The sequence below is a fragment of the Aerolutibacter ruishenii genome (assembly GCF_007830115.1).
GTDB classification, from domain to species: Bacteria; Pseudomonadota; Gammaproteobacteria; order Xanthomonadales; family Xanthomonadaceae; genus Aerolutibacter; species Aerolutibacter ruishenii.
Window position 1 is genome coordinate 132,864 of sequence record NZ_VLKP01000006.1, and the last position, 20,807, is coordinate 153,670.

A 20,807-nucleotide genomic window follows, 5' to 3' on the forward strand; every position below is an offset into this window, starting at 1 on the left:
ATCAGTGCATTACAGGCTGTAGCGGAAGCCCAGCATGTACTGGCGACCGTACTCGGTGTACTCCTCGGGGAAGAACAACCCCATCCCGTTGGAGTCGCTGACCTCGGTCCGGAACGGTTCATTGTTCAGGTTGTTCACCTGGAACAGCACCGACAAGCCCGACAGGCTGCTGGATTCGGGGAATTCGTAACCCAGCTGCAGGTCGATGGTCCGCTCGTTGAGCGTGTAGCGATAGCTGCGCTGGCCGAAGATGTAGCTGTACTCGCCGCGGTACGGGTCGCGGAAGCGCTGGCTCAGGCGAGCGGAGAAGCCATGCTTCTCGTAGTACACCGTGGCGTTGCCCACGATCTTCGACAGCCCCGGGAACGTGTCGGTGCTGGAACCACCCGGGCCATCGGGATCGATGGACGACTCGGTGTACGACGCGTTCAGCAGGGTGCCAAAGCCATCCAGTGCCGGGTGGAGCAGGCCACCCTCCACCGCCAGGCTGAACTCAACGCCGCGCATGTAGCCACCGCTGCCGTTGGCCGGCGCCGAGAACGTGCCCCAGTCGGACGCCGGCGGGGTATCGGACTCGAACTCGTATCCGGCGAAGTTCCAGGGAATGGTCTGGTTGTAGACGTACGACTCCAGGTCCTTGTAGAACGCGGCCAGGGCAACATAGCTGGCCTCGCCGAAGTACTTCTCGACCGACAGGTCAATGGCATTGGCACGGAACGGTTCCAGCTTCGGGTTGCCACCGGAGCCGGCCCACTCACCTGCACCGTTCGTCACGTTCACCCACACACCGGCGTAGGCACCCATCTCGTTGATGCGCGGACGCATCAGCTCCTTGGCCGCACCGAAGCGCACGTTCCAGCCATCGCCGAAATCAGCGACCAGGTTCAGGCTGGGCAGAATGTCGCCATACGACGCACCAATGCCGCGGACTGCGGCCGGGCCTGCCGGCGTGATGGCCACGCCATCCGAACGCTGGTCGGTGTGGATGTATTGCACGCCGACGTTGCCGCGCAGGCGCACGCTGTCGGTCACGTCGATGTCGAGGTTCGCCTTGGCGTAGAAGGTGCGGATCTCTTCCTCGAACGCCTGGTCCTTCTGCAAGTCGTCGTTACTTTCGCTCAGGTAGACATCGTAGTAACGCGACAGCAGTTCCCGCGGGTCGAAGGTCAGCACGTTGCCCATGCCGGCGAAGCCCAGGCTGGTGGGCGACTGCAGCAGGGAGGGATCCACCAGCGTCGGGACGCGGCCAGGCAGGTCGGCGAAGTACACCTGCGCGCTCTTTTCCTTGGTGCGCTTGGTGTAGTTGAAGCCCACGTCGTAGCTGCGCAGGAAGTCCGAGGACTCGACCACGCGGTTGAGGTCCAGGCGGAACGACTTGATCTTGTCCTCCTGCTTGGAGTTCTCCATGCGGCCATCGTGGCCCCAGCCCTGCGGATCGCGCAGGTAGACCTGGTTGGGGTCGGCCAGGTCCGGAAGCCCGTAGCGGGCGTAGCGCGCGTCCAGCGGCACGGTGAAATCCACGTCCAGCCCCCCCCAGCATTCCGGCGTAGGTTTCCAGCGTGGACTGTTCGCGCTCGGCGCGCGAATACGCGGCATCCGCGGTCAGCGTGTAGACGTCCCACTTGAACTGGTTGTTCCAGCCAAATGCCGAGAGCTTGTCATCGCGCAGGTTGTTGTCGTTGCGGATGACCGGCTCGATGCCGCTCAAGGTACCGCTGGTGACCACCGGAACGCCGCCATGCAGCGTGGTGTTGGCCTGGGTGTATGTCACCTGGCCACCATTCCACCACGGATCGTTGGTCCACATCGCGCCACGCATCCACTCCTCCTGCTCGAACTTGGAGTGGTACAGGTCCAGCACGCTGTGCCAGGTGTCGTTGGGTTTGAACTCCAGCACCGCCATGACGCCATCACGCGTGGTATCGCGGGACTTCACCCAGCCCTCGGCACCCTGCAGCGCGATCGCGTCGTCAGGCTTGGCGCCCTGCGGCGCGCCCCACAGCGAGGTATTGGCCCACCACCAGGACTTGTAGTGCTTTTCCTGGAACGGCGAGTTGAGTCGCGCAACGCCGATCGCCACGCCGAAGGTGTCGTTGGCGAACTGGTCGACGTACGACGCGGACGCGCGGTAGCCCGTTTCGTTGCCGCCGTCGGTCAGGTCGCCCAGCGAGTTGTACTCGCCCTGGCCACTGAAGACGATGCGCTGCTCGCCAAAATCAAGCGGCCGGATCGTCTGCATGTTCACCGTGCCGGACAGACCCTGGCCCACCAGCGACGCATCAGGCGTCTTGTACACGGTCACGCCGTTGATCAGTTCCGCCGGGTACTGGTCGAACTCGACGCCACGGCTGTCGCCGGTGCTGGCCTGTTCGCGCCCGTTGAGCAGCGTCCCCGCGAACTGCTCGGACATGCCGCGGATATGGATGACCTCGCCACGTCCTTCCTTGCGCTGCATGGTCAGGCCCGGCAGGCGCGAAATCGAGTCGGCGATGCTGATGTCGGGCAGCTTGCCCAGGTCCTCGGCCGAGATTGCTTCGACGATCGAAGTCGACTCGACCTTGGTCTCGACGGCCGAGATGATGGCCGAACGGATGCCCGTGACCTTGACGGTCTCGACCGTGGTATCGGCCTGCTGGGCCTGGGTTGCCGCCTTCTCCTCGGCCGCCTTCGCTTCCTGGGCGTGCAGCTGCGCGCTGGCGATCAGGGCAAAGCAGCACGCGGCGGCCAGCACATGACGTTGCGGACGGTGGTGTTGCATGCGCGCGGATGGGCCGCGCGAAGTGGTTTTGCGGTTCATCAGGTCCCCTCCCAAGGAAATTTGACAGCGCTGTCATACCGCGGTCTCATAGGCCTGTCAATGAACTTTTGGTCGGGCCCGGATCCATAGCGTTCCGGGCAGGCATGCGCCGACGCCATTGCGGCAGTGCAGCATCGGGTTTGCGCGCCGGGCCGGGACAATCGAACGAGGGGGACACGCCGCAATGAACACGCACCGCCGGGGCATCGACCTGCTGGCCCACATCACGCTCGGGCTGCTCCTCGCGCTCGGCGCGGCCCCCCGTTCCCATGCCAGCGGCCCCGGGTCGCAGCCGGTGGTGGCGTCCTGGGTCACCTCGGACGACCATGTGCGCACCCTGTCGCCCGGCGACTCGCCTGCGTTCGGTGCATTGGCGCAACTGCCCGTCCACATCGAAGTCAACGGCGTCCGACACCAGCGCATGGTCGGCTTTGGCGCGTCCCTGACCGACTCGTCCGCCTGGTTGATGATGCACAAGCTCAGCGCCACGCAACGCGAGGCGCTGCTGCAGGAACTGTTCGGTCGCGACGGGGGCATCGGGCTGGATTTCACCCGGCTCACCATCGGCGCTTCGGATTTTTCGCTCAGCCATTACAGCCTGGACGACGTACCGCGCGGCCAGACCGATCCCGAACTCCGCCATTTCTCGATACAGCCCAACCGTGGCGACGTCATCCCGGTGGCGCGGGCCGCACTGGCCATCAACCCGCAACTGAAGGTGATGGCGTCGCCCTGGAGCGCGCCTGGCTGGATGAAAACCACCGGCAGCCTCATCCAGGGCACGCTGGACGATGCGCATTTCGAGGCCTTCGCGCGCTATCTGGTCCGATACACCGAGGCCTATGCCGACGCAGGCATTCCGATATTCGCGCTGACGGTGCAGAACGAGCCAGACTACGAGCCCGCCGATTACCCCGGCATGCGCCTGGGCGCCGCGCAACGCGCGCGGCTGATCGGCCGCCACCTGGGGCCGCTGCTGGAGGCGCGCGGCTCGCGCACGCAGATCTTCGACTGGGACCACAACTGGGACAAACCCGAACACCCGCTGGAAGTCCTGCGCGACCCGGTGGCCGCACGCTACGTGTCCGCCGTGGCGTGGCATTGCTACGGTGGCGATGTCGCCGTGCAGAGCCGGGTGCACGACGCGTTCCCCGACAAGGACGTGTACCTGACCGAATGCTCCGGCGGCGACTGGGAGCCGGTGAAGAGCGGTGGCCTGACCTTCCTCGCCCGCGAACAGATCATTCGCACGACGCGGCATTGGGCGCGTGGCGCGTTGTTCTGGAACCTCGCGCTGGACGAACGCAAGGGACCCTATGCCGGCGGCTGCCAGACCTGCCGTGGCGTGGTCACCATCAACACCGCCGATGGCAGCATCACCCGCAACGACGAGTACTATGCGCTCGCGCACGCCAGCCGTTTCGTCCGGCAGGGCGCGTGGCGCGTCGGCTCGAGCCCCGGGAGCGACGGCATTGACAACGTGGTGTTCGAGAACGCCGACGACCACTCGATGGTGATGGTCGTGACCAATTCAGCGCACGTACCACGGCGCTTCTCGGTCGGCCATCGCGGCAAGGTGTTCCATTACACCGCCCCGCCCCGCAGCCTCGTCACCCTCACCTGGAGTGAGGCCGCGACCGTCGGCAGCCGCTGACCCTGGCCGGTTGCCGCCCGCGCGGCACGGTACGATAGCGCTGGGGAATCCAACCGCAGACACTCCGGGGACCGATGTCGGCCAGGACCAAGGAAGCCAACGGAACGCGCGCACGCATCGAGGACGTCGCCCAAGCGGCTGGCGTGTCGATCAAGACCGTGTCGCGCGTGCTCAACCACGAACCCAACGTCCGCGAGGAAACCCGCCTGCGCGTGGAGGAAGCGGTTGCCCGGCTGCAGTACAAGCCCAACCTGTCCGCACGCAGCCTGGCGGGGCAGCGCGCCTACGTGATCGTGCTGGTGTACGACAATCCGTCACGCAACTACCTGACCGAGATCCAGGGCGGCGTGCTGGAGGCCTGCCGCGCCCAGCATTTCGCCCTGGCATTGGCACCGGTCGATCCGGACGATCGCGATTACCTGCCGGAACTCATCGACCTGATCGACCATTCGCGCGCCGATGGCCTGGTGCTGGTGCCGCCGCTGACCGACGACGCCAAGCTGCTCGACGCGCTGCATGAGCGCCGCCTGCCATTCGCGTCCATTTCACCGCGCGTGCCGGAGGGGCGCTTCGGCGTCACCCTCGACGAACGCGCCGCGGTGCGCGAGCTGATGGCGCATCTGATCCAGCTCGGCCACCGTCGCATCGGCCACATCAAGGGCCCGCCGCAGCACGGCGCGGGCACCTGGCGTCATTCCGGTTACCGCGAGGCGCTCAAGCAGGCCGATATCCCCTACGACCCGGCACTGGTGGTCAAGGGCGAGTTCACGTTCGAATCCGGCATGGCAGGTGCGCGGCAGCTGCTCGACCTGCCCGATCCGCCGACGGCCATCTTCGCCGCCAACGACGACATGGCGGCGGGCGTGTTGCGCGTGGCCGGCGAGCGCGGCCTGTCGGTGCCGCGCGACCTGTCGGTCTGCGGCTTCGACGACACGCCGCTGTCGCGGCAGATCTTCCCGTCGCTCACCACCGTGCGGCAACCGACCAACGACATGGGCCGCGTTGCCACCGAGGAGCTGCTCAAGGCCATCCGTGACCCGGAGGCCGGCGACATGGTGAAGATGGGCTACGCGCTGCAGCTGCGGGAGTCGACCGGACCTCGCCGCAGCCACCGCTAGGCCGTCACCAGAAGACGGCGTACAGCGCCACCAGGATGGCCACCACCGCCAGGCTGGCGATGTTGAACGACACGTCGGTGCGATAGCTCACGTCGTCCACGCGGATGAGGTTGCCTTCGCCGCTGGGCTTTCCCGCCAGCGACACCACCACCGCCAGCGCCAGCGCCAGCAGGAACACCAGGCCAACGCGGTCCATGAACGGCAGCGACGGCCACGCCAGCTTGAGCACGACCGACAGCACGAACGAACCGATCGCCGCGGCCAGCGCACCGGCCTCGTTGGCGCGCTTCCAGAACAGGCCCAGCATGAAGATCACCACGATACCCGGGGTGAAGAAGCCGGTGTATTCCTGGATGTACTGGAAGCCCTGGTCGAAGCCGCCGATCAGTGGGCGCGCAGTGACAATGGCCAGCACGATGGCAACCGCCGCGGCAATGCGACCGATGCGCACCAGGCCCACTTCATCGGTGTCCTTGCGCCACTTGGCGTAGAAGTCGAGGGTGAAGATGGTCGCGACCGAATTGATCTTCGAGGCCAGCGACGCCACGATCGCCGCGACCAGCGCCGCGAACACCAGGCCGAGCACGCCACTGGGCAACAGCCCCATCATCGTCGGATAGGCCTGGTCCGGACGCGCCAGATCCGGTGTCAGCATCACCGCGGCAATGCCCGGCAACACCACGATGACCGGCATCAGCAGCTTGAGGAACGCCGCGAACACCACGCCCTTCTGCGCTTCCTGGATGTCCTTGGCGGCCAGCGCGCGCTGGATGATGTACTGGTTGAAGCCCCAGTAGCTGACATTCATGATCCACATGCCGCCGATCAGCACGCTGATGCCCGGCAGGTCCTTGTAGAACGGGTTGTCCTTCGACAGGATCATGTGGAAGTGCTCGGGGTTGGCCTCCCACAACTTGTGGAAGCCGGCCACGATGCCTGCGCCATCGCCGATCTTGGACAGCGTCAGGCCCGTCACCAGCAGGCCGCCCAGCACCAGCAGCGACACCTGCACGATGTCGGTCAGCGCCACCGCCTTCAATCCACCGTACAACTGGTAGGCCAGCGCGAACGCGCCCAGCAGCGCCAGCGCCAGCATCTGGTCCATGCCCGTCACCTGGTTCACCGCGATCGACCCCAGCCACAGGATCGAGGTCAGGTTGACGAACACGTACAGGCCCAGCCAGAACACCGCCATCAGCGTGCGGATGCGGTGGCCGTACCGCTCCTCCAGGAACTGCGGCATGGTGTAGATGCCGTTGCGCAGGAACACCGGCAGGAAGAACTTGCCGACGATCAACAGCGTCAGCGCCGCCATCCACTCGTACGAGGCAATCGCCAGGCCGATGGCGTAGCCGGAACCGGACATGCCGATGATCTGCTCGGCCGAGATGTTGGCCGCGATCAACGATGCGCCCACCGCCCACCACGGCAATGCCTTGCTGGCGAGGAAGTAGTCCTTGGCGGACTTCTGATGGCCGGCCTTCTCGCGCGACACCCACTGCGCGAGGATGAAGATGCCGGCCAGGTAGGCCAGCACGATGGTGGTGTCGAGAGCGGAAAGTCCCACGTGGAGCTCCTGGTTGGAGGGTGGCGGAACCGGATGTCGCGTGCCCCCGCGTGCCCGTTCCATCGGCGCCACCGACACCCGACCGGGCGTGATGGCACTCGACGGGCGCACTGGCGACCCCCTACCCCCGGTCCGCTGTCAGCTGGCAGCGAACACGTCATCCGGAGCATGCACGACTGGCGCAGGACTCGCGGATGACAGCGCTGTCAGCATACTGCCGGGCGTCGACATTGCATGCCGCAGTGCAACATCACGCGCCGTGCGGGCAACGACCAGGCGAAGCGCTTCGCCCCCCCCCAAAGAAGAAGGGGCCGGCAATGCCGACCCCTCCAGACTTCTACCACCCCACCATCAGGCGCGCGAGTCGCGGCGCTGGCCGCCACCGCCCGTACCGCGGCCACCCTGCCCACCGCGATGCTGCTTCGGCCCGGCATGCGCATGGCGCGCCGCAGGCTTGCCGTGCGGGCGGTTGCCCGGCTTGCGCGGCGGCTGGTTGCCGCCGTTGCCACGGCGCGGGTTGGGGATGGCGGTGTCGAGGCGGATCGGGCGGCTCGGCGCATAGCCTTCCACTTCGACCAGTTCGATGTCGGCCTTCAGCAGGCGCTGGATCTGCCGCAGCAGGCCGCCTTCGTCATGCGACACCAGCGACAGCGCCTCGCCCGTGCTGCCGTTGCGACCGGTGCGGCCGATGCGGTGCACGTAGTCCTCGGCCACCATCGGCAGGTCGTAGTTGATGACCAGCGGCAGGTTGGGGATGTCCAGGCCGCGCGCGGCGACGTCGGTGGCCACCAGGATGCGCACGCGGCTGGCCTTGAAGTCGTTCAATGCCTTCTGGCGCTGCGCCTGGCTCTTGTTGCCGTGGATCGCCGACGCCTTGAGGCCCGCGTCTTCCAGCTGCTCGGCCAGGCGGTTGCAGCCGTGCTTGGTGCGGCCGAACACGATGGCCTGCTCGCCGTGGCGCTTGGCCAGGATCTCGATCAGCAGGTCGCGCTTGTTGGCGCCGTCCACCGGGTGCGCGCGGTGCGCGATGGTCTCGGCGATGGTGTTCTGCGCCGCCACCTGCACCTGCTGCGGGTTGCGCATGAACTCCAGCGCCAGCTGCTTGATCTGCGCCTCGAAGGTCGCCGAGAACAGCATGGTCTGGCGGTCCTTCGGCAGCTTGCCGAGGATGCGCTTGATCGCCGGCAGGAAGCCCATGTCGAGCATGCGGTCGGCTTCGTCCATGACCAGGATCTCGATCTCGTCCAGCTTGACGCTGCCGCGCTCCAGGTGGTCGATCAGGCGGCCCGGGGTGGCCACCAGCACGTCCACGCCGCGGCGGAACGCATCGACCTGCGGGCCCATGCCGGCGCCGCCGAAGATGGCGATGGTGTTCATGCGCAGGTGCTTGCCGTAGCCACGCAGGCTGTCGTTGACCTGCACCGCCAGTTCGCGGGTCGGGGTCAGGACCAGCGCGCGCGGGCGACGGAAGCCCTTGACCGGGGTCTGCTTGGACAGGTGGTTGAGCAGCGGCAGGCCGAACGCGGCGGTCTTGCCGGTGCCGGTCTGGGCGCCGCCCAGCACGTCGTGGCCGGCCAGCGCCAGCGGGATCGCCTCGGACTGGATCTGGGTGGGGGTGGTGTAGTTCTGCTCGGCAAGCGCGCGCAGCAATGCAGGCGCAAGGCCCAGGGATTCGAAGGACATCGGTACAACTCCATTTCGCCGCAAGCGCGCGGACCGGCCATGCGCCACGCGCACGGCAACGGACCGGGGAACGGTTGCGTGATGACCCCGGCGTTCCCTTGAACCGCGCCGTGGGTGATCGGATTTTGACGGCACCGGATGCTCCGGGCCGTGTCTGCGCTACGAAAGACGTGCGGGATAAAAGCCGCGGTCGCATGAGGCACAAGGCCTGCGAGGGCGGCGGGCATACCTGGGAAACGTACCCTTGCGGGGAGGCAGCCGTGCGCTGAACAGGGGGAACTGTACGCTAACCGGGCCCGCTTGGCGAGGCGGTGCCGCACGATCCGTTCAGGCGGCCCACTGCATGGGCCGGTCCGCGGCCGCGTACAGCGGGCCGGTGGCCCCTCAGACGTCGGCGTGCATCCCCGGCCGCGCCAGCGTCACGTCCACGCCAAAGCGCTCCCAGACCTCGCCCGCGAGCGCCTCGCGCGCCCTGTCCTCGCCGTGCACCAGCACCAGCGGCGGTTTGGCCGCGAATTGCCCGTACCAGCCCAGTAGCCCCTTCTGGTCGGTGTGCGCGGACAACCCGCCCACCGTGTGCACCTGCGCCCCCACCCGGTAATCCTTGCCGTGGATACGTACCCACTTGGCACCATCCACCAGCCTTCGCCCCAGCGTGCCCTCGGCCTGGTAGCCGACAAACAGCACGTGCGCCTGGCGCTTTCCCAGGTTCTGCTTCAGGTGGTGGACGATGCGTCCCCCATTGGCCATGCCACTGCCGGCGATGATGATCGCACCGCCATCCATCCGGTTGATCGCCATCGAGTCATCCGCCGATTCGACGATGCGCAGGTTGGGCATGCGGAACGGATGGGGCTTGGAGCGCCACACCTTCTGCGCCTCGGCATCGAACAGATCTTCGTGCCGCCCATACACCTCCACCACCTTGGCCGCCATCGGGCTGTCGAGGAAGATCTTCCAGCGCGACAGGCCCCACTGGTCCCAGAACTTTGCGAACCAGTAGAGCAGCTCCTGGCTGCGTCCCACCGCGAAGGCGGGGATCAGCACGTTGCCGCGGTCATCCCATGCGCGCTCGAAGATCTCACCGATCTCCTCGACCGTGGCCAGTCGCTCGCGGTGGTTGCGGTCGCCGTAGGTGGACTCCATCAGCACCAGGTCGGCCTCGGTGATCACCGCCGGGTCGCGCAGGATCGGCGAGCCCTTCGGGCCCAGGTCGCCGGAGAACACCAGCTTGCGGTCGTCGCCCCACAGTTCCACGCAGGTCGAACCGAGGATGTGGCCGGCCTCGCGGAAGCAGATCTCCACCCCCGGCAGGATCTGCTCGCGCCGGCCGTAGGGCAGCGGCCGCACCAGCTTCATCGCGGCGTGCACGTCGTGCTTGGTGTACAGCGGCACCGCCTTCGGCTCCCCGTGGCGACGGTTGCGGTTGGCGCGCTCGGCGTCGCTCTCGGCCAGCGAGGCCGCATCCAGCAGCATCACCGGCATCAGGTCGGCGGTGGCCTCCTGCGCATAAATGGGGCCACGGAACCCGCGGTGCACCAGCAACGGCACCCGGCCGATGTGGTCGATGTGGGCGTGGCTGAGCACCAGCGCGTCCATCCCCACCGGCTCGAACGGGAACGCTTCACTGTTGCGCCGCTCGGCTTCAAAGCTGCCCTGGATCATTCCGCAGTCCAGCAGCACCCGCTGCCCTGCGACCTCGACTTCGTGCAGCGAACCCGTCACCTCGCCCGCGGCGCCGTGGAAAAGTACCCGCATGCCCTGCTCCTGGATGGCCTCGTGTCACGCTAGCACACCCCCCCGTGACCAATGACACCCGTGCACACACGCAATCTCGGCTAGTGTTTCCGGTGGCCCCGTGGGGCCACATTCCATTCGCCGCCCGGTCGGAGCCGCCCGTGAACCAACCCAGAATCCTGCTGTTGTCCCTCGCCATCGCCACCGGCCTGGCCGCGTGTTCGAAGAAGGAAGAGGCCACTGCCACCGCTGATGCCGCCAAGCCGGCGGACGCCGCAACCCTGACCCTCGACGAGAGCAAGCTGCCGGGCGTGAACCGCTTCCAGCTCGCCGACCTGGATACCAGCAAGGACGCGTGCACCGACTTCGGCGGCTACGTCAACGGCAAGTGGCTGGCCGCCAACGCCATCCCGGGCGACCGCACCTCGTGGGGCGCGTTCGAGATGCTCGATGAGCGTTCGCAGGCCATCCAGCGCCAGCTGGCCGAGCAGGCCGCGGCCATGAAGGACGCCAAGGGCGTCGAGAAGATCGTCGGTGACTTCTGGTCCACCGGCATGGACGCGGCGAAGGTCAACGCGCAGGGCCTGGAACCGCTTAAGGGCCATCTGGACGCGATCGCCGCGCTCGACAGCCAGGACAAGATCGCCGATTACGTGCGCAGCAGCGCGGCCAAGGGCGAGAATTTCCTGTTCGGCTTCGGTCCGGAAGCGGATTTCAAGGACTCGAAGATGAACATCGCCTACGCCATGCAGGGCGGCCTGGGCCTGCCGGACAAGGGCTACTACTTCGACGCCGACAAGAAGGACAAACTGGCCGCGTACGAAGCCCACATCGCCAAGGTACTGGAACTGAGCGGCGTGCCAGCGGCCGATGCCGGCACGCAGGCGAAGGACGTCATCGCGTTCGAGACGCGCCTGGCCAAGGTGTCCAAGTCCAGCGAGGAAATGTCGCGCGACGTCGGGCTGTACTACAACCCGGTGTCGCCGGCCGATGCCGACAAGCTGACCCCGAACTTCGCATGGTCGAAGTTCTTCGAGTCGCAGGGTGTGGCGGTGCCGAAGATGTTCTCGCTGGCCATCCCCGCCTTCCACCAGGAAGTCAGCAGGATGCTGGCCGACGTGCCGGCCGCGCAGTGGCAGAGCTACCTGCGCTTCCACACGGTCGACGGCGCCTCGCCGTACCTCGCCGACGCCTTCGCCGAAGAGCACTTCAACTTCTACAACAAGGCGCTGCGCGGCCAGAAGGAGATGAAGGAGCGCGGCAAGCGCGTGCTCGACACCATCGAGAGCGAGACCGGCGAAGCGCTGGGCCAGATGTACGTCAAGGTCGCATTCTCGCCGGAGTCCAAGGCGCGCATGGAGACCCTGGTCAAGAACCTGTCCGAGGCGCTCAAGACCCGCATCGAGAACCTGGCCTGGATGGGCGACGAGACCAAGAAGAAGGCCATGGAGAAGTGGGCCAGCTTCACCCCGAAGATCGGCTATCCCGACAAGTGGCGCTCGTGGGAAGGCCTGGTCACCGGCCGCGACAGCTACATCGGCAACGTGCTGGCCGCCAACGAGTTCAACTACAAGTGGATGATGGGCAAGATCGGCAAGCCGGTCGACAGGACCGAGTGGGGCATGCCGCCGCAGATGGTCAACGCCTACTACAACCCGCTGCAGAACGAGATCGTGTTCCCGGCGGCGATCCTGCAGCCGCCGTTCTTCGACGCCAACGCCGACGACGCGCTCAACTACGGCGGCATCGGCGCGGTGATCGGCCACGAAATGATCCACGGCTACGACGACCAGGGCAGCCGCTTCGACGCCACCGGCAAGTTCGAGAACTGGTGGACGCCGGACGATGCCAAGGGCTTCAGCGGCCGTACCGACAAGCTGGTCGCGCAGTTCAACGGTTACGAGGCCGTTCCGGGCAAGTTCGTCAACGGCAAGCTGACCCTGGGCGAGAACATCGCCGACCTGGGCGGCCTGGCCACCGCGTACGATGCCCTGCAGCGCGCCACCGCCGGCCAGCCTGATCCGAAGCTCGACGGCCTGACCCGTGACCAGCGCTTCTTCGCCAACTGGGCCACGGTGTGGCGCCGCAACTTCACCCCGGAAGAGCTCAACGTGCGCCTGACCACCGACCCGCATGCGCCCGCGAACTTCCGCGCCATCGGCGCGCCGTCCAACCTGCCCACGTTCGCGGCCGCGTTCTCGTGCAAGCCGGGCCAGCCGATGGTCCGCGAGGGCGACAAGCAGGTCGTGATCTGGTGACCTGACGCGGGTCACCGGCCCGCAAGTGTCTGGCCTTTTCTCGTCGGCCAACAGCGGAGGCCCGGGGTGACCCGGGCCTCTTTCTTTGTGCGCGCACCACAGCCCGGCACTTCGGCCGGGGTGTGGTGCGGCCAGGGCTGCGCCTCTCCGCCTGCCGTGACGAAGGCGTTCAGCGTGGTGCCAAGCGCCGTTGATAGACTCCGCGCATTCCGTTGCAAGGACCCGCGAATGACCCTGCGCCCGCTTGCCTGCGCCCTGGCCATCGGCCTGGCCGCCACCGTCGCCCTTCCCGCCGACGCTGCGAAGAAGCGCACCAGCAAGCCCAGGACGGCAGCCACCAGTGCCGCCTGCACTGACTTCCACGCCCACGCCAACGCCGGCTGGCTGGCCACGCATCCGCTGCCCGCCGGTGCCGGCGCGATCACTGCACTGGGTGAACTCGATGCGCGCGCCACGCAGCAACAGATCGACCTGCTCGACACCGCGATGCGCCAGCCGCAGGACCACGTGCAGAAATTGCTGGGTGACTTCTGGGCCAGCGGACTGGACGAGGCCGCGGTCGAACGCGACGGCGCCAAACCGATCCAGCCACTGCTTGCGCGCATCAACGCGATCCGCAAGACCCGGGACATCGCACCCTCGATCGCGGCCCTGCACCAGGTCGGCATTCCCGTCGCCTTCGACTTCGGGGCCGACATCGACCTGGCCGACCTGGGGCGCCACATCGGCTATTTCAGCCAGGGGGGCCTCGCCTTGGTGGACCCGGCCTTCTACACCCGCACCGATGCCGGCACCGTAAAGATGATGGCCCGCTATCGCGAGTACGTGCAGACGCTGCTCGCCCTCACCGGCACGCCGGCCAAGCGCGTGGCCGAGGAAGCCCGGCAGGTCATCGACCTGGAAACACGCATCGCCCGCCTGCACCGGCCCGTCGCCTCGCTGGCCGATCCTCGCAGCCAGTACGCACGCATCGCCACGGCCACGCTGGGCGGCCAGTACCCGCGCCTGCAGCTGGATGCGTTCCTCAAGGCGCAGGGCGTGAACGACGACAGCGTGTCACTGGCAAACCCGGAACTGTTCGCGCAACTGGATGGCCTGGTGGGCAACCTCAAACCCGACCAGTGGAAGACCTACCTGCGCTGGCGCGTGGCGGACACCATGGCCCCGTACCTGTCGAAGCCATTCCAGCAGGCCAGCTTCGATTTCCGCGGCCGCCTGCTCGCCGGGCAGGACGCCCCGGCACCGCGCGCGCAGCGTGTGCGGGAAGCGATCAACCTCGCCGCCGGCCCGATGCTCGGCCGGCAGTACGTCACCACCTACCTTCCCCCGGCCACGCGCGAGCGCGCCATCGAGATCGCCACGCAGGTACGCGCCGCGCTGGTGGCGGCGGTCGAACGCGACACGCGCTTCGGCCCGGCGGCCAAGGCCGAAGCGACGGCCAAGCTGGCGGCATTGAAGATCGAGGTCGGCGCGCCACGCCGTGACCTGGACTACACGGTGCAGCCAATGGGCCGTGGCAGCTTCGGCGCCAACATGCTGATTGCGTCGACCTGGCACCACCGCGAGGAGATGAAACGCATCGGCCGGGGCAACGCCGATCGCCGCTGGAACGTATTGCCGCAGCAGCCAGCGCTGACCTACGACGGGGCCCAGAACCGGCTCATCATCACCGCGGCCATGCTGCAGCCACCGGTGCTCGACCCCCACGCGGAGATCGGTGTGCAGTACGGCGCCCTGGGCGCACTGGTGGGGCACGAGATCAGCCACGCCATCGGTCCCCGTGGGCGGATGGTCGACGCCAGGGGCGACGTGCGCGACTGGTGGACGGCGACCGAAGCCGGCGCATGGTCCGACGTTGGCAACCGCATTGCATCGCGACTGGGCCGCCACCCCTATCCGGGCGCCAGCGGCACGCTGGTCAATGGGCCGAGGGTGCGTGACATCGCCCTGGCCGACCAGTCCGGCGTGGAGCTGGCGTGGGCGGCTTACCGTAGCGCCCAGCCAAACGCCAGCCGTGAAGCCCAGCAGGGCTTCTTCAATGGCTGGGCCGGCCTTTGGGCGGAGCAGGTGGGGCCCGAAGTGGCGGTCGAGCGCGCGCAGAACAGCGCGTATCCGCCTGGCCCGGTACGGACCAATACCCCCCTGGCCAACCTGCCGGCCTTCGGCGCTGTGTATGCCTGCAAGGCCGGAACCCCGATGCAGGCGGTGCCGGCGGAGCGGCTCATCCTCTGGAAATAAGCGGTCGGTCCAGCACGGCGGCACACTGGACGGCCCGCAATGGCCTTCAGCGCACGATGCGCATCCGCGGCGGCCCCTTGCGCCCAAACGGCGGCTGGCCGCGCCAGTAGCGGATCAGCAACCAGCCAAACACCATGCCGCCCAAATGCGCGAAATGGGCAACGCCGGGCATCGTGTTGGTGACGCCCATGAACAACTCGATCACACCGTAGACGATCACCAGCGTGCGCGCCTTCATCGGGATCGGCGGAATGAGCAGCATCACCCGCTGGTTGGGGAACAGCAGGCCGTAGGCCAGCAGCAGGCCGAAGATGCCGCCCGATGCACCGACGGTGGGGTACGCCTCGCCGCCCTGCGCCATCGTCCACCAGCCCACCGCCAGCTGGAATGCCGCCGCGCCCACGATGCAGGTGAGGTAGTAGGTGAGGAAGCGCTTCTCGCCCCAGGTGTGCTCCAGCGGCGCACCGAACATCACCAGCGCCAGCATGTTGAACGCCAGGTGCATGAAGCTGCCATGCATGAAACCGTAGGTCAGCACCTGCCACGGCAGGAAGCCCCCTTGGGCATAGGGGTCGCTGCCGCTGTCCAGCGGCCAGAGCATGAACGGCGCCAATGACACATCGCCCACCACCATCTGCAGCAGGAAGACCAGTCCATTGGCGATCAGCAGGACCCGGGTGACGGACGGCAGGTTGGCGAACATCGAGGCTCCTTCGTGTCCGGACATGGTAGCCGCTGGCTGCGCGGGATACGCCGTCAAAAAGTCTACGTGGTCCCACCCGCCAGCACCTGTTCAGCCAGCCATCGGGCCCCAGAGCTGATCATCGAGTGACGCCGTGGCACGCAGCCCGCGCACCCGGCCACGCTCCACCACCACGCCCTCTTCGCGCAGGCGCGCGCTCTGCTCCCGGTAACCTTCCGAGCCTTCCGGGAACGCGATACGGCCATCCGAGCGCAACACTCGGTGCCAAGGCAGGCGGACGTCGTCGTTGCTGCCAAGCAGCCTGGCCACCAGACGTGCCCGCCCCGGCAACCCGGCACGACGGGCGACTTCGCCATAGCCCGCCACCTGCCCCTTGGGGATGGCCCGGACTGCTGCCAGGATCCGGCAGGCCGCGTCTTCGGCAGGAATGGCCTTGGTCTTCGCGCGCATCGCGGTAGCATAGCCCCAAGCCCGCCCGCGAAAGGAGCCGCCCGTGCGCAACTTCGAAACGATCCGCCGCCACGTCAAGGCATCCGGTTTCCACATCCGGATGGAGGACGAGGACGTCATCTGCATCGAGCTGTCGCTGGAACAGGGCACGCGCCACCAGGCCATCTTCCTGTCCGAACTGGACGACGATGACGGCCGCCCCTACCTGCGCGTGAGCACCGCGGTGGCGCCGACCACCGGGCTGGATGCGCGGCGGGCGCTGGTGTTCAACTGGCAAAGCCGGGTCGGCTACCTCGGCATTGGCGACCTGGACGGCGTGCCGTACCTGCAGTTGTGCGAGAACCGCCCCTACGACGGGCTGGAGCCGGCCGAAGTTGATCGCCTGATCCTGGAGATCGGCGGACTGGGTGATCGCATGGAGCGGATGCTTTCCGCGGGTGGTGACCTGCTCTGAGAGGCTGCGTCGGCGCATCTCGCACCGATGCCACCGCGGGCAGCCGATTGAGGCGTCGCCGTCGCCTGCGTTGAAGGCGATCGCGGTTTGCCCACGTCGCCGCCCCTGCTGCCGCCATCGCAACGAAAAAGGCCCGCTCGCGCGGGCCTTTTCCTGTCCGGTGCAGAGGGCGTTTACACCCAGCCCATCAGCACGAACACCTCGTAGGATAGCCAGGCCATGAAGCCGGCTGCGGGGATCGTGAGGATCCACGCCCAGATCATCTTCTCGACCACGGTCCACTTGATCGAGTTGAAGCGCTTGGCCACGCCCACGCCCATGATGGCCGAGGAAATGTTGTGCGTGGTCGACACCGGGATGCCCAGCGACGACGCCAGCAGGATCACCGAGGCGGCGCTGGTCTCGGCCGCGAAGCCGTGGATCGGGTGCAGCTTCACCAGCTTGTGGCCCAGCGTCTTGATGATGCGCCAGCCACCGGCGGCGGTGCCGGCCGCCATCACCAGCGCGCAGGTGACCTTGATCCAGGTGTCGATGTCGTTGTCATTGATCGCACCCTCGGACGGGTGCAGGAACGCCAGCCACGACGGCAGGTTGTTGAGCGTGCCATCGGCCTGCGCCGCCACCAGGGTCAGCGCGATGATGCCCATGGTCTTCTGCGCGTCGTTGGAGCCGTGGGCGAAGCCCATGGTGGCCGCACTGGCCAACTGCAGCTTGCCGAACAGGCTGTTGACCCAGCGCGGGCGCGCCAGCCGCGCCAGCACGCCGCCGCTGGCCGCCATGCCGGAGATGATCGCGAACAATATCCCCATCACCATGAAGCCGGCCATGAAGCCCAGCAAGGGTGATGTGAACATCGGCACGATCACCTTCCACAGCACGCCCGCGCTCTTCCAGACCGGTTCCTTGGGTTCGGACCAGATGATGGCGTCGAAGTTGTTCATGGCCGCGGCGAACGCCGCGCCGCACAGGCCGCCGATCAGCGCATGCGAGGACGACGACGGCAGGCCCAGCCACCAGGTGATCAGGTTCCAGACGATGGCACCGAGCAGCGCGCACAGGATCAGCTGCGAGGTGACGTCCACCACGCCGGCATCGATGATGCCCGAGGCCACCGTCTTGGCCACCGCGGTGCCCCACAGCGCGCCGACGAGGTTGGTACTGGCGGCCAGCATGACCGCCTGCATGGGCGAGAGCACCTTGGTTGCCACGACCGTCGCGATGGAGTTCGCGGTGTCGTGGAAACCGTTGATGTACTCGAAGATCAGCGCCGTCGCGACGACGACGAGAACGAGGGTCAACATGGTCCCGCTCCCGTCAGGAATTCTTCAGCACGATCTCGTAGGCCACCACGCCGGCCTCGCGGCAGCGGTCGATGGCCTTCTCCAGGATCTCGAAGAACTCCTTGAGCAGGAACATCTGCAGGTGATCGAGCTTGCCGGAGTAGATGTCGCGGTACAGCTCCAGCATCAGGCGGTCGGCCTCGTTCTCGATGGCGCGGAGCTTGTCGTTGAGCTCCTTCATCGGCTCCAGCTTCATGCTGCGCAGGGTCTTGACCATCTCCACCACCACGCCGGAGGCCTGCTCCAGCATCGCCGCGCGCGGCGCGAAGTCGATGTGGCCCAGGTGCTGGGTGGCCAGCGAGTAGCGGTCGGCGAACTTCTCGATCTGCTTGGGGATCTTGTACAACGCCGAGCCCAGCGCCTCGATGTCCTCGCGCTCGATCGGGGTGATGAAGCTGTTGACCAGCGCCTGGCTGATCTTCTCCGACGCGGTACGCTCGCGCTGGCGGGCCAGCTTGAAGGCGCTCAGTGCCGGTTCCCGGTCTGCCGCCTTGAGCATGGCGTGCAGCGCCTTGGCGCTCTCGTGCCCCGCGGCCGCCGCTTCCTCGAGCAGCGTGTAGAACTGGTTGCCTTGGCCAAAAATGGTTTGCAGGGAGAACATGCGGGGCCTCTGGGTGCCGGGGCTCGTGAGCCGGGGATGGGGTAAGCGGGCGGAATTATGACGGTTTCGCGACGGCCGCGCTGCCCTCAAGGCGGCGTGAAGGCCCTGCCTGCTAAGATCGGCCCGCGGCTCACCTCGCCGTTTGCCTACCCCCTCCATGGACGACGACCCTGATCCGGCGCCTACCCGCGCCACCCCGCCAGCCTCGCTGACCCCGCCCCGCCCGTCGGGCACCCCGGAGTGGAGCCGATGCTGGAGCTGCTGATCGTCTTCGCACTGATCGTGCTCAATGCCTTCTTCGCGATGTCGGAGATGGCGCTGATGACTTCGCGCAAACTGCGGCTCAAGCAACTGGCCGAAACCAGCCACGGCGCCCGCACCGCACTCGCACTGGCCGAGCACCCGGACAACCTGCTGTCCACGGTGCAGGTGGGCATCACATTGATCGGTGTGCTGACTGGCGTGTTCGGTGGCGAGTCGATCGGCCTGCTGATCGCCGACGCCATCGACAGCGTGGTGCCCGCCGCGCGCGAGTACGCCCGCTCGATTGGCGTAGGCACGGCCGTCGGCCTGATCACCGCATCGTCCGTGATCTTCGGTGAGCTGATCCCCAAGCGGCTGGCGCTCACCAACCCCGAGGGCATCGCGTCGGCGGTCGCCATTCCGCTGGACTGGCTGTCGCGCGTTGCACGCCCGGTGGTCGCCACGTTGGGCGCGATCAACCGCGGCGTGCTGCGCCTTCTGGGCATCGGCAACGACGCCCGCAGCGAGATCAGCGAAGAGGAGATACGCCTGCTGGTGACCGAAAGCCACGAGCAGGGCGTCATCGACGCCGACGAACGCAAGATGATGAACCGCGTGCTGAGCCTGGGCGACCGCACCGCGGAAAGCCTGATGACGCCGCGCATGCGCATCACCTGGCTGGACATCAACGCCTCGCTGGAGGAGAACCTGGGAACGATGCAGGACAGCCCGTTCTCGCGCTTCCCGGTGTACCGCGACAGCGACCAGGACGTGGTCGGCATCCTCGAGGCCAAGTCGCTGCTGCGCGTTCTGCAGCCCGGCGCGCCGGTGGACCTGTTCGACGACCTGCGCGAGGCGCTGTTCGTGTCCGAGTCCACGCACGCGCTGAAGCTGCTGGAGATCTTCCGGGAGGAGCAGCAATCGCTGGCGCTGGTGGTGGACGAGTACGGCGACGTGTCCGGCGTGGTCACGATCAACGACCTGATGGGCGCGGTAATCGGACGCCTGCAACCGGTGGAAGCCGACGCAGAGGCGACGGCACCGGTGGTGCAGCGTTCCGACGGCTCGTACCTGCTCGACGGTGCCCTGCCCGTGGAAGACCTGCGCGAACTGATCGGTGGCGGCCGCCTGCCCGGCGAGGACGAGCATGATTTCCACACGGCCGCCGGCATGGTGATCGCCTACTTCGGCCGCATTCCGCACGTGGGCGAACACTTTGAATGGGCGCAATGGCGCATCGAGGTGGTCGACCTGGACGGGCCGCGCATCGACAAGCTGCTGCTGCAACGCCAGTCCGTGCCGGACGAGGCAGGCGACGATGCCGTCGCGGCCTGACCGGCGGCCGCACGATGTCGGCACGCGCGCGCTGCTGGACCTGATCGCCAACAGCTACCCGGGTGACAGGCTCCGACTGGGCGATGTACTGGCCGGTCTGGGCAACCGCTCCTTCGGGATGATGCTTTTCATCGCGACCCTCCCTGCCTTCATCCCGATCCCAGGGTTGGCGGGCGCGGTCAGCGGGCCGCTGGTGATGCTGGTGGGACTGCAGTTGCTGGTCGGCCTGCGCCGGCCTTGGCTACCGCGGGCGCTGGCGGAACGCGGGCCACAGCGCCAGTCCCTGGTTCGTTTCCGCGACCGCCTGGCACCGTGGCTCGATCGGCTGGAGCGCCTGGTGCGCCCCCGCGCCGAGGCCGTACTGGACCTGCGCGTGGCCAGTTGCTTCACCGGCCTGTTGCTGGTGCTGCTGGGCCTGCTGCTGTCGCTGCCGATCCCGTTCACCAACTTCCTGTTCGGGGCCCTGTTGCTGCTGTTTGCGCTGGCCCTGCTGGAGCGCGACGGCTGGCTGATGCTGGTGGCATGGGGCGCCGGTATCGTCGGCATCGGCGTCTTCGGCGTGTTGTCGGGCAGCCTCGCGGGGGCCGCCTCGCGCTGGATCGACCTGGCCATCTGATCAGGCACCAGCC

15 protein-coding genes and 1 pseudogene are annotated in these 20,807 nt (G+C 67.2%); 7 read left to right on the forward strand and 9 right to left on the reverse strand.

The genetic code is table 11. The features are described from left to right. Nucleotides 1–9: 9 nt before the first annotated feature. Nucleotides 10–1,596, reverse strand: a complete 1,587-nt coding sequence (locus IP93_RS15905) for a TonB-dependent receptor (RefSeq protein ID WP_144814504.1) — start codon at nucleotides 1,594–1,596, stop codon at nucleotides 10–12. 664 nt (nucleotides 1,597–2,260) lie between these two features. Then, nucleotides 2,261–2,797 (reverse strand): annotated as a pseudogene (locus IP93_RS15910) (TonB-dependent receptor plug domain-containing protein); the annotation flags it as partial. Between the two features lie 184 nt (nucleotides 2,798–2,981). On the opposite strand from IP93_RS15910, the gene IP93_RS08560 reads away from it, so the two are divergent. Together IP93_RS08560 and IP93_RS08565 are read left to right on the forward strand one after the other, a co-directional pair. Next, the gene (locus IP93_RS08560; RefSeq protein ID WP_144814510.1) at nucleotides 2,982–4,451 is read left to right on the forward strand and encodes a glycoside hydrolase family 30 protein; all 1,470 of its coding nucleotides are present in this window, start codon (nucleotides 2,982–2,984) and stop codon (nucleotides 4,449–4,451) included. A 74-nt stretch (nucleotides 4,452–4,525) separates the two neighbouring features. Further along, nucleotides 4,526–5,569: a LacI family DNA-binding transcriptional regulator gene (locus IP93_RS08565; protein ID WP_144814512.1), complete on the forward strand. Its 1,044-nt coding sequence runs from the start codon at nucleotides 4,526–4,528 to the stop codon at nucleotides 5,567–5,569. Nucleotides 5,570–5,573: 4 nt separating this feature from the next. Here IP93_RS08565 and IP93_RS08570 read toward each other — a convergent pair whose 3' ends face one another. The 3 genes from IP93_RS08570 to IP93_RS08580 form a co-directional block, all read right to left on the reverse strand. Beyond that, entirely contained in the window at nucleotides 5,574–7,136 is a 1,563-nt protein-coding gene (locus tag IP93_RS08570) for a sodium/sugar symporter (protein ID WP_144814515.1), read from the reverse strand. 351 nt (nucleotides 7,137–7,487) lie between these two features. Next, nucleotides 7,488–8,819, reverse strand: a complete 1,332-nt coding sequence (locus IP93_RS08575; protein ID WP_144814518.1) for a DEAD/DEAH box helicase — start codon at nucleotides 8,817–8,819, stop codon at nucleotides 7,488–7,490. A 384-nt stretch (nucleotides 8,820–9,203) separates the two neighbouring features. Next, nucleotides 9,204–10,577 carry an MBL fold metallo-hydrolase RNA specificity domain-containing protein gene (locus IP93_RS08580; RefSeq protein ID WP_144814521.1) on the reverse strand — a complete coding sequence of 458 codons (1,374 nt, stop codon included), beginning with the start codon at nucleotides 10,575–10,577 and terminating at the stop codon, nucleotides 9,204–9,206. A gap of 158 nt (nucleotides 10,578–10,735) precedes the next feature. Between IP93_RS08580 and IP93_RS08585 the strand changes: the two genes are divergently transcribed. Together IP93_RS08585 and IP93_RS08590 are read left to right on the forward strand one after the other, a co-directional pair. After that, entirely contained in the window at nucleotides 10,736–12,814 is a 2,079-nt protein-coding gene (locus IP93_RS08585; protein WP_199747167.1) for a M13 family metallopeptidase, read from the forward strand. Between the two features lie 228 nt (nucleotides 12,815–13,042). Continuing rightward, nucleotides 13,043–15,052, forward strand: a complete 2,010-nt coding sequence (locus IP93_RS08590) for a M13-type metalloendopeptidase (protein WP_144814526.1) — start codon at nucleotides 13,043–13,045, stop codon at nucleotides 15,050–15,052. Nucleotides 15,053–15,098: 46 nt separating this feature from the next. On the opposite strand, the gene IP93_RS08595 is transcribed toward IP93_RS08590, so the two are convergent. Beyond that, nucleotides 15,099–15,755, reverse strand: coding sequence for a rhomboid family intramembrane serine protease (locus tag IP93_RS08595; protein ID WP_144814529.1), 657 nt, complete (start codon nucleotides 15,753–15,755; stop codon nucleotides 15,099–15,101). A gap of 90 nt (nucleotides 15,756–15,845) precedes the next feature. After that, nucleotides 15,846–16,205, reverse strand: coding sequence for an MGMT family protein (locus IP93_RS08600; protein ID WP_144814532.1), 360 nt, complete (start codon nucleotides 16,203–16,205; stop codon nucleotides 15,846–15,848). 43 nt (nucleotides 16,206–16,248) lie between these two features. Between IP93_RS08600 and IP93_RS08605 the strand changes: the two genes are divergently transcribed. Next, nucleotides 16,249–16,659 (forward strand): hypothetical protein, encoded by a 411-nt coding sequence (locus IP93_RS08605; RefSeq protein WP_144814534.1) that lies wholly within the window; start codon nucleotides 16,249–16,251, stop codon nucleotides 16,657–16,659. 173 nt (nucleotides 16,660–16,832) lie between these two features. Here the strand turns inward: IP93_RS08605 and IP93_RS08610 are convergent, their stop codons facing one another. Both IP93_RS08610 and IP93_RS08615 read right to left on the reverse strand, forming a co-directional pair. Then, on the reverse strand, nucleotides 16,833–17,960 hold the full coding sequence (locus IP93_RS08610; protein WP_144814537.1) for an inorganic phosphate transporter: 1,128 nt from the start codon (nucleotides 17,958–17,960) through the stop codon (nucleotides 16,833–16,835). A gap of 13 nt (nucleotides 17,961–17,973) precedes the next feature. Then, nucleotides 17,974–18,600 carry a DUF47 domain-containing protein gene (locus IP93_RS08615; RefSeq protein ID WP_144814540.1) on the reverse strand — a complete coding sequence of 209 codons (627 nt, stop codon included), beginning with the start codon at nucleotides 18,598–18,600 and terminating at the stop codon, nucleotides 17,974–17,976. 249 nt (nucleotides 18,601–18,849) lie between these two features. Between IP93_RS08615 and IP93_RS08620 the strand changes: the two genes are divergently transcribed. Together IP93_RS08620 and IP93_RS08625 are read left to right on the forward strand one after the other, a co-directional pair. After that, entirely contained in the window at nucleotides 18,850–20,178 is a 1,329-nt protein-coding gene (locus IP93_RS08620; RefSeq protein WP_144814543.1) for a hemolysin family protein, read from the forward strand. Further along, complete coding sequence (locus IP93_RS08625; RefSeq protein WP_144814545.1) at nucleotides 20,162–20,794, forward strand: exopolysaccharide biosynthesis protein; 633 nt, start codon at nucleotides 20,162–20,164, stop codon at nucleotides 20,792–20,794. The genes IP93_RS08620 and IP93_RS08625 overlap by 17 nt, the downstream gene beginning before the upstream one ends. The last annotated feature ends 13 nt before the right edge of the window (nucleotides 20,795–20,807 follow it).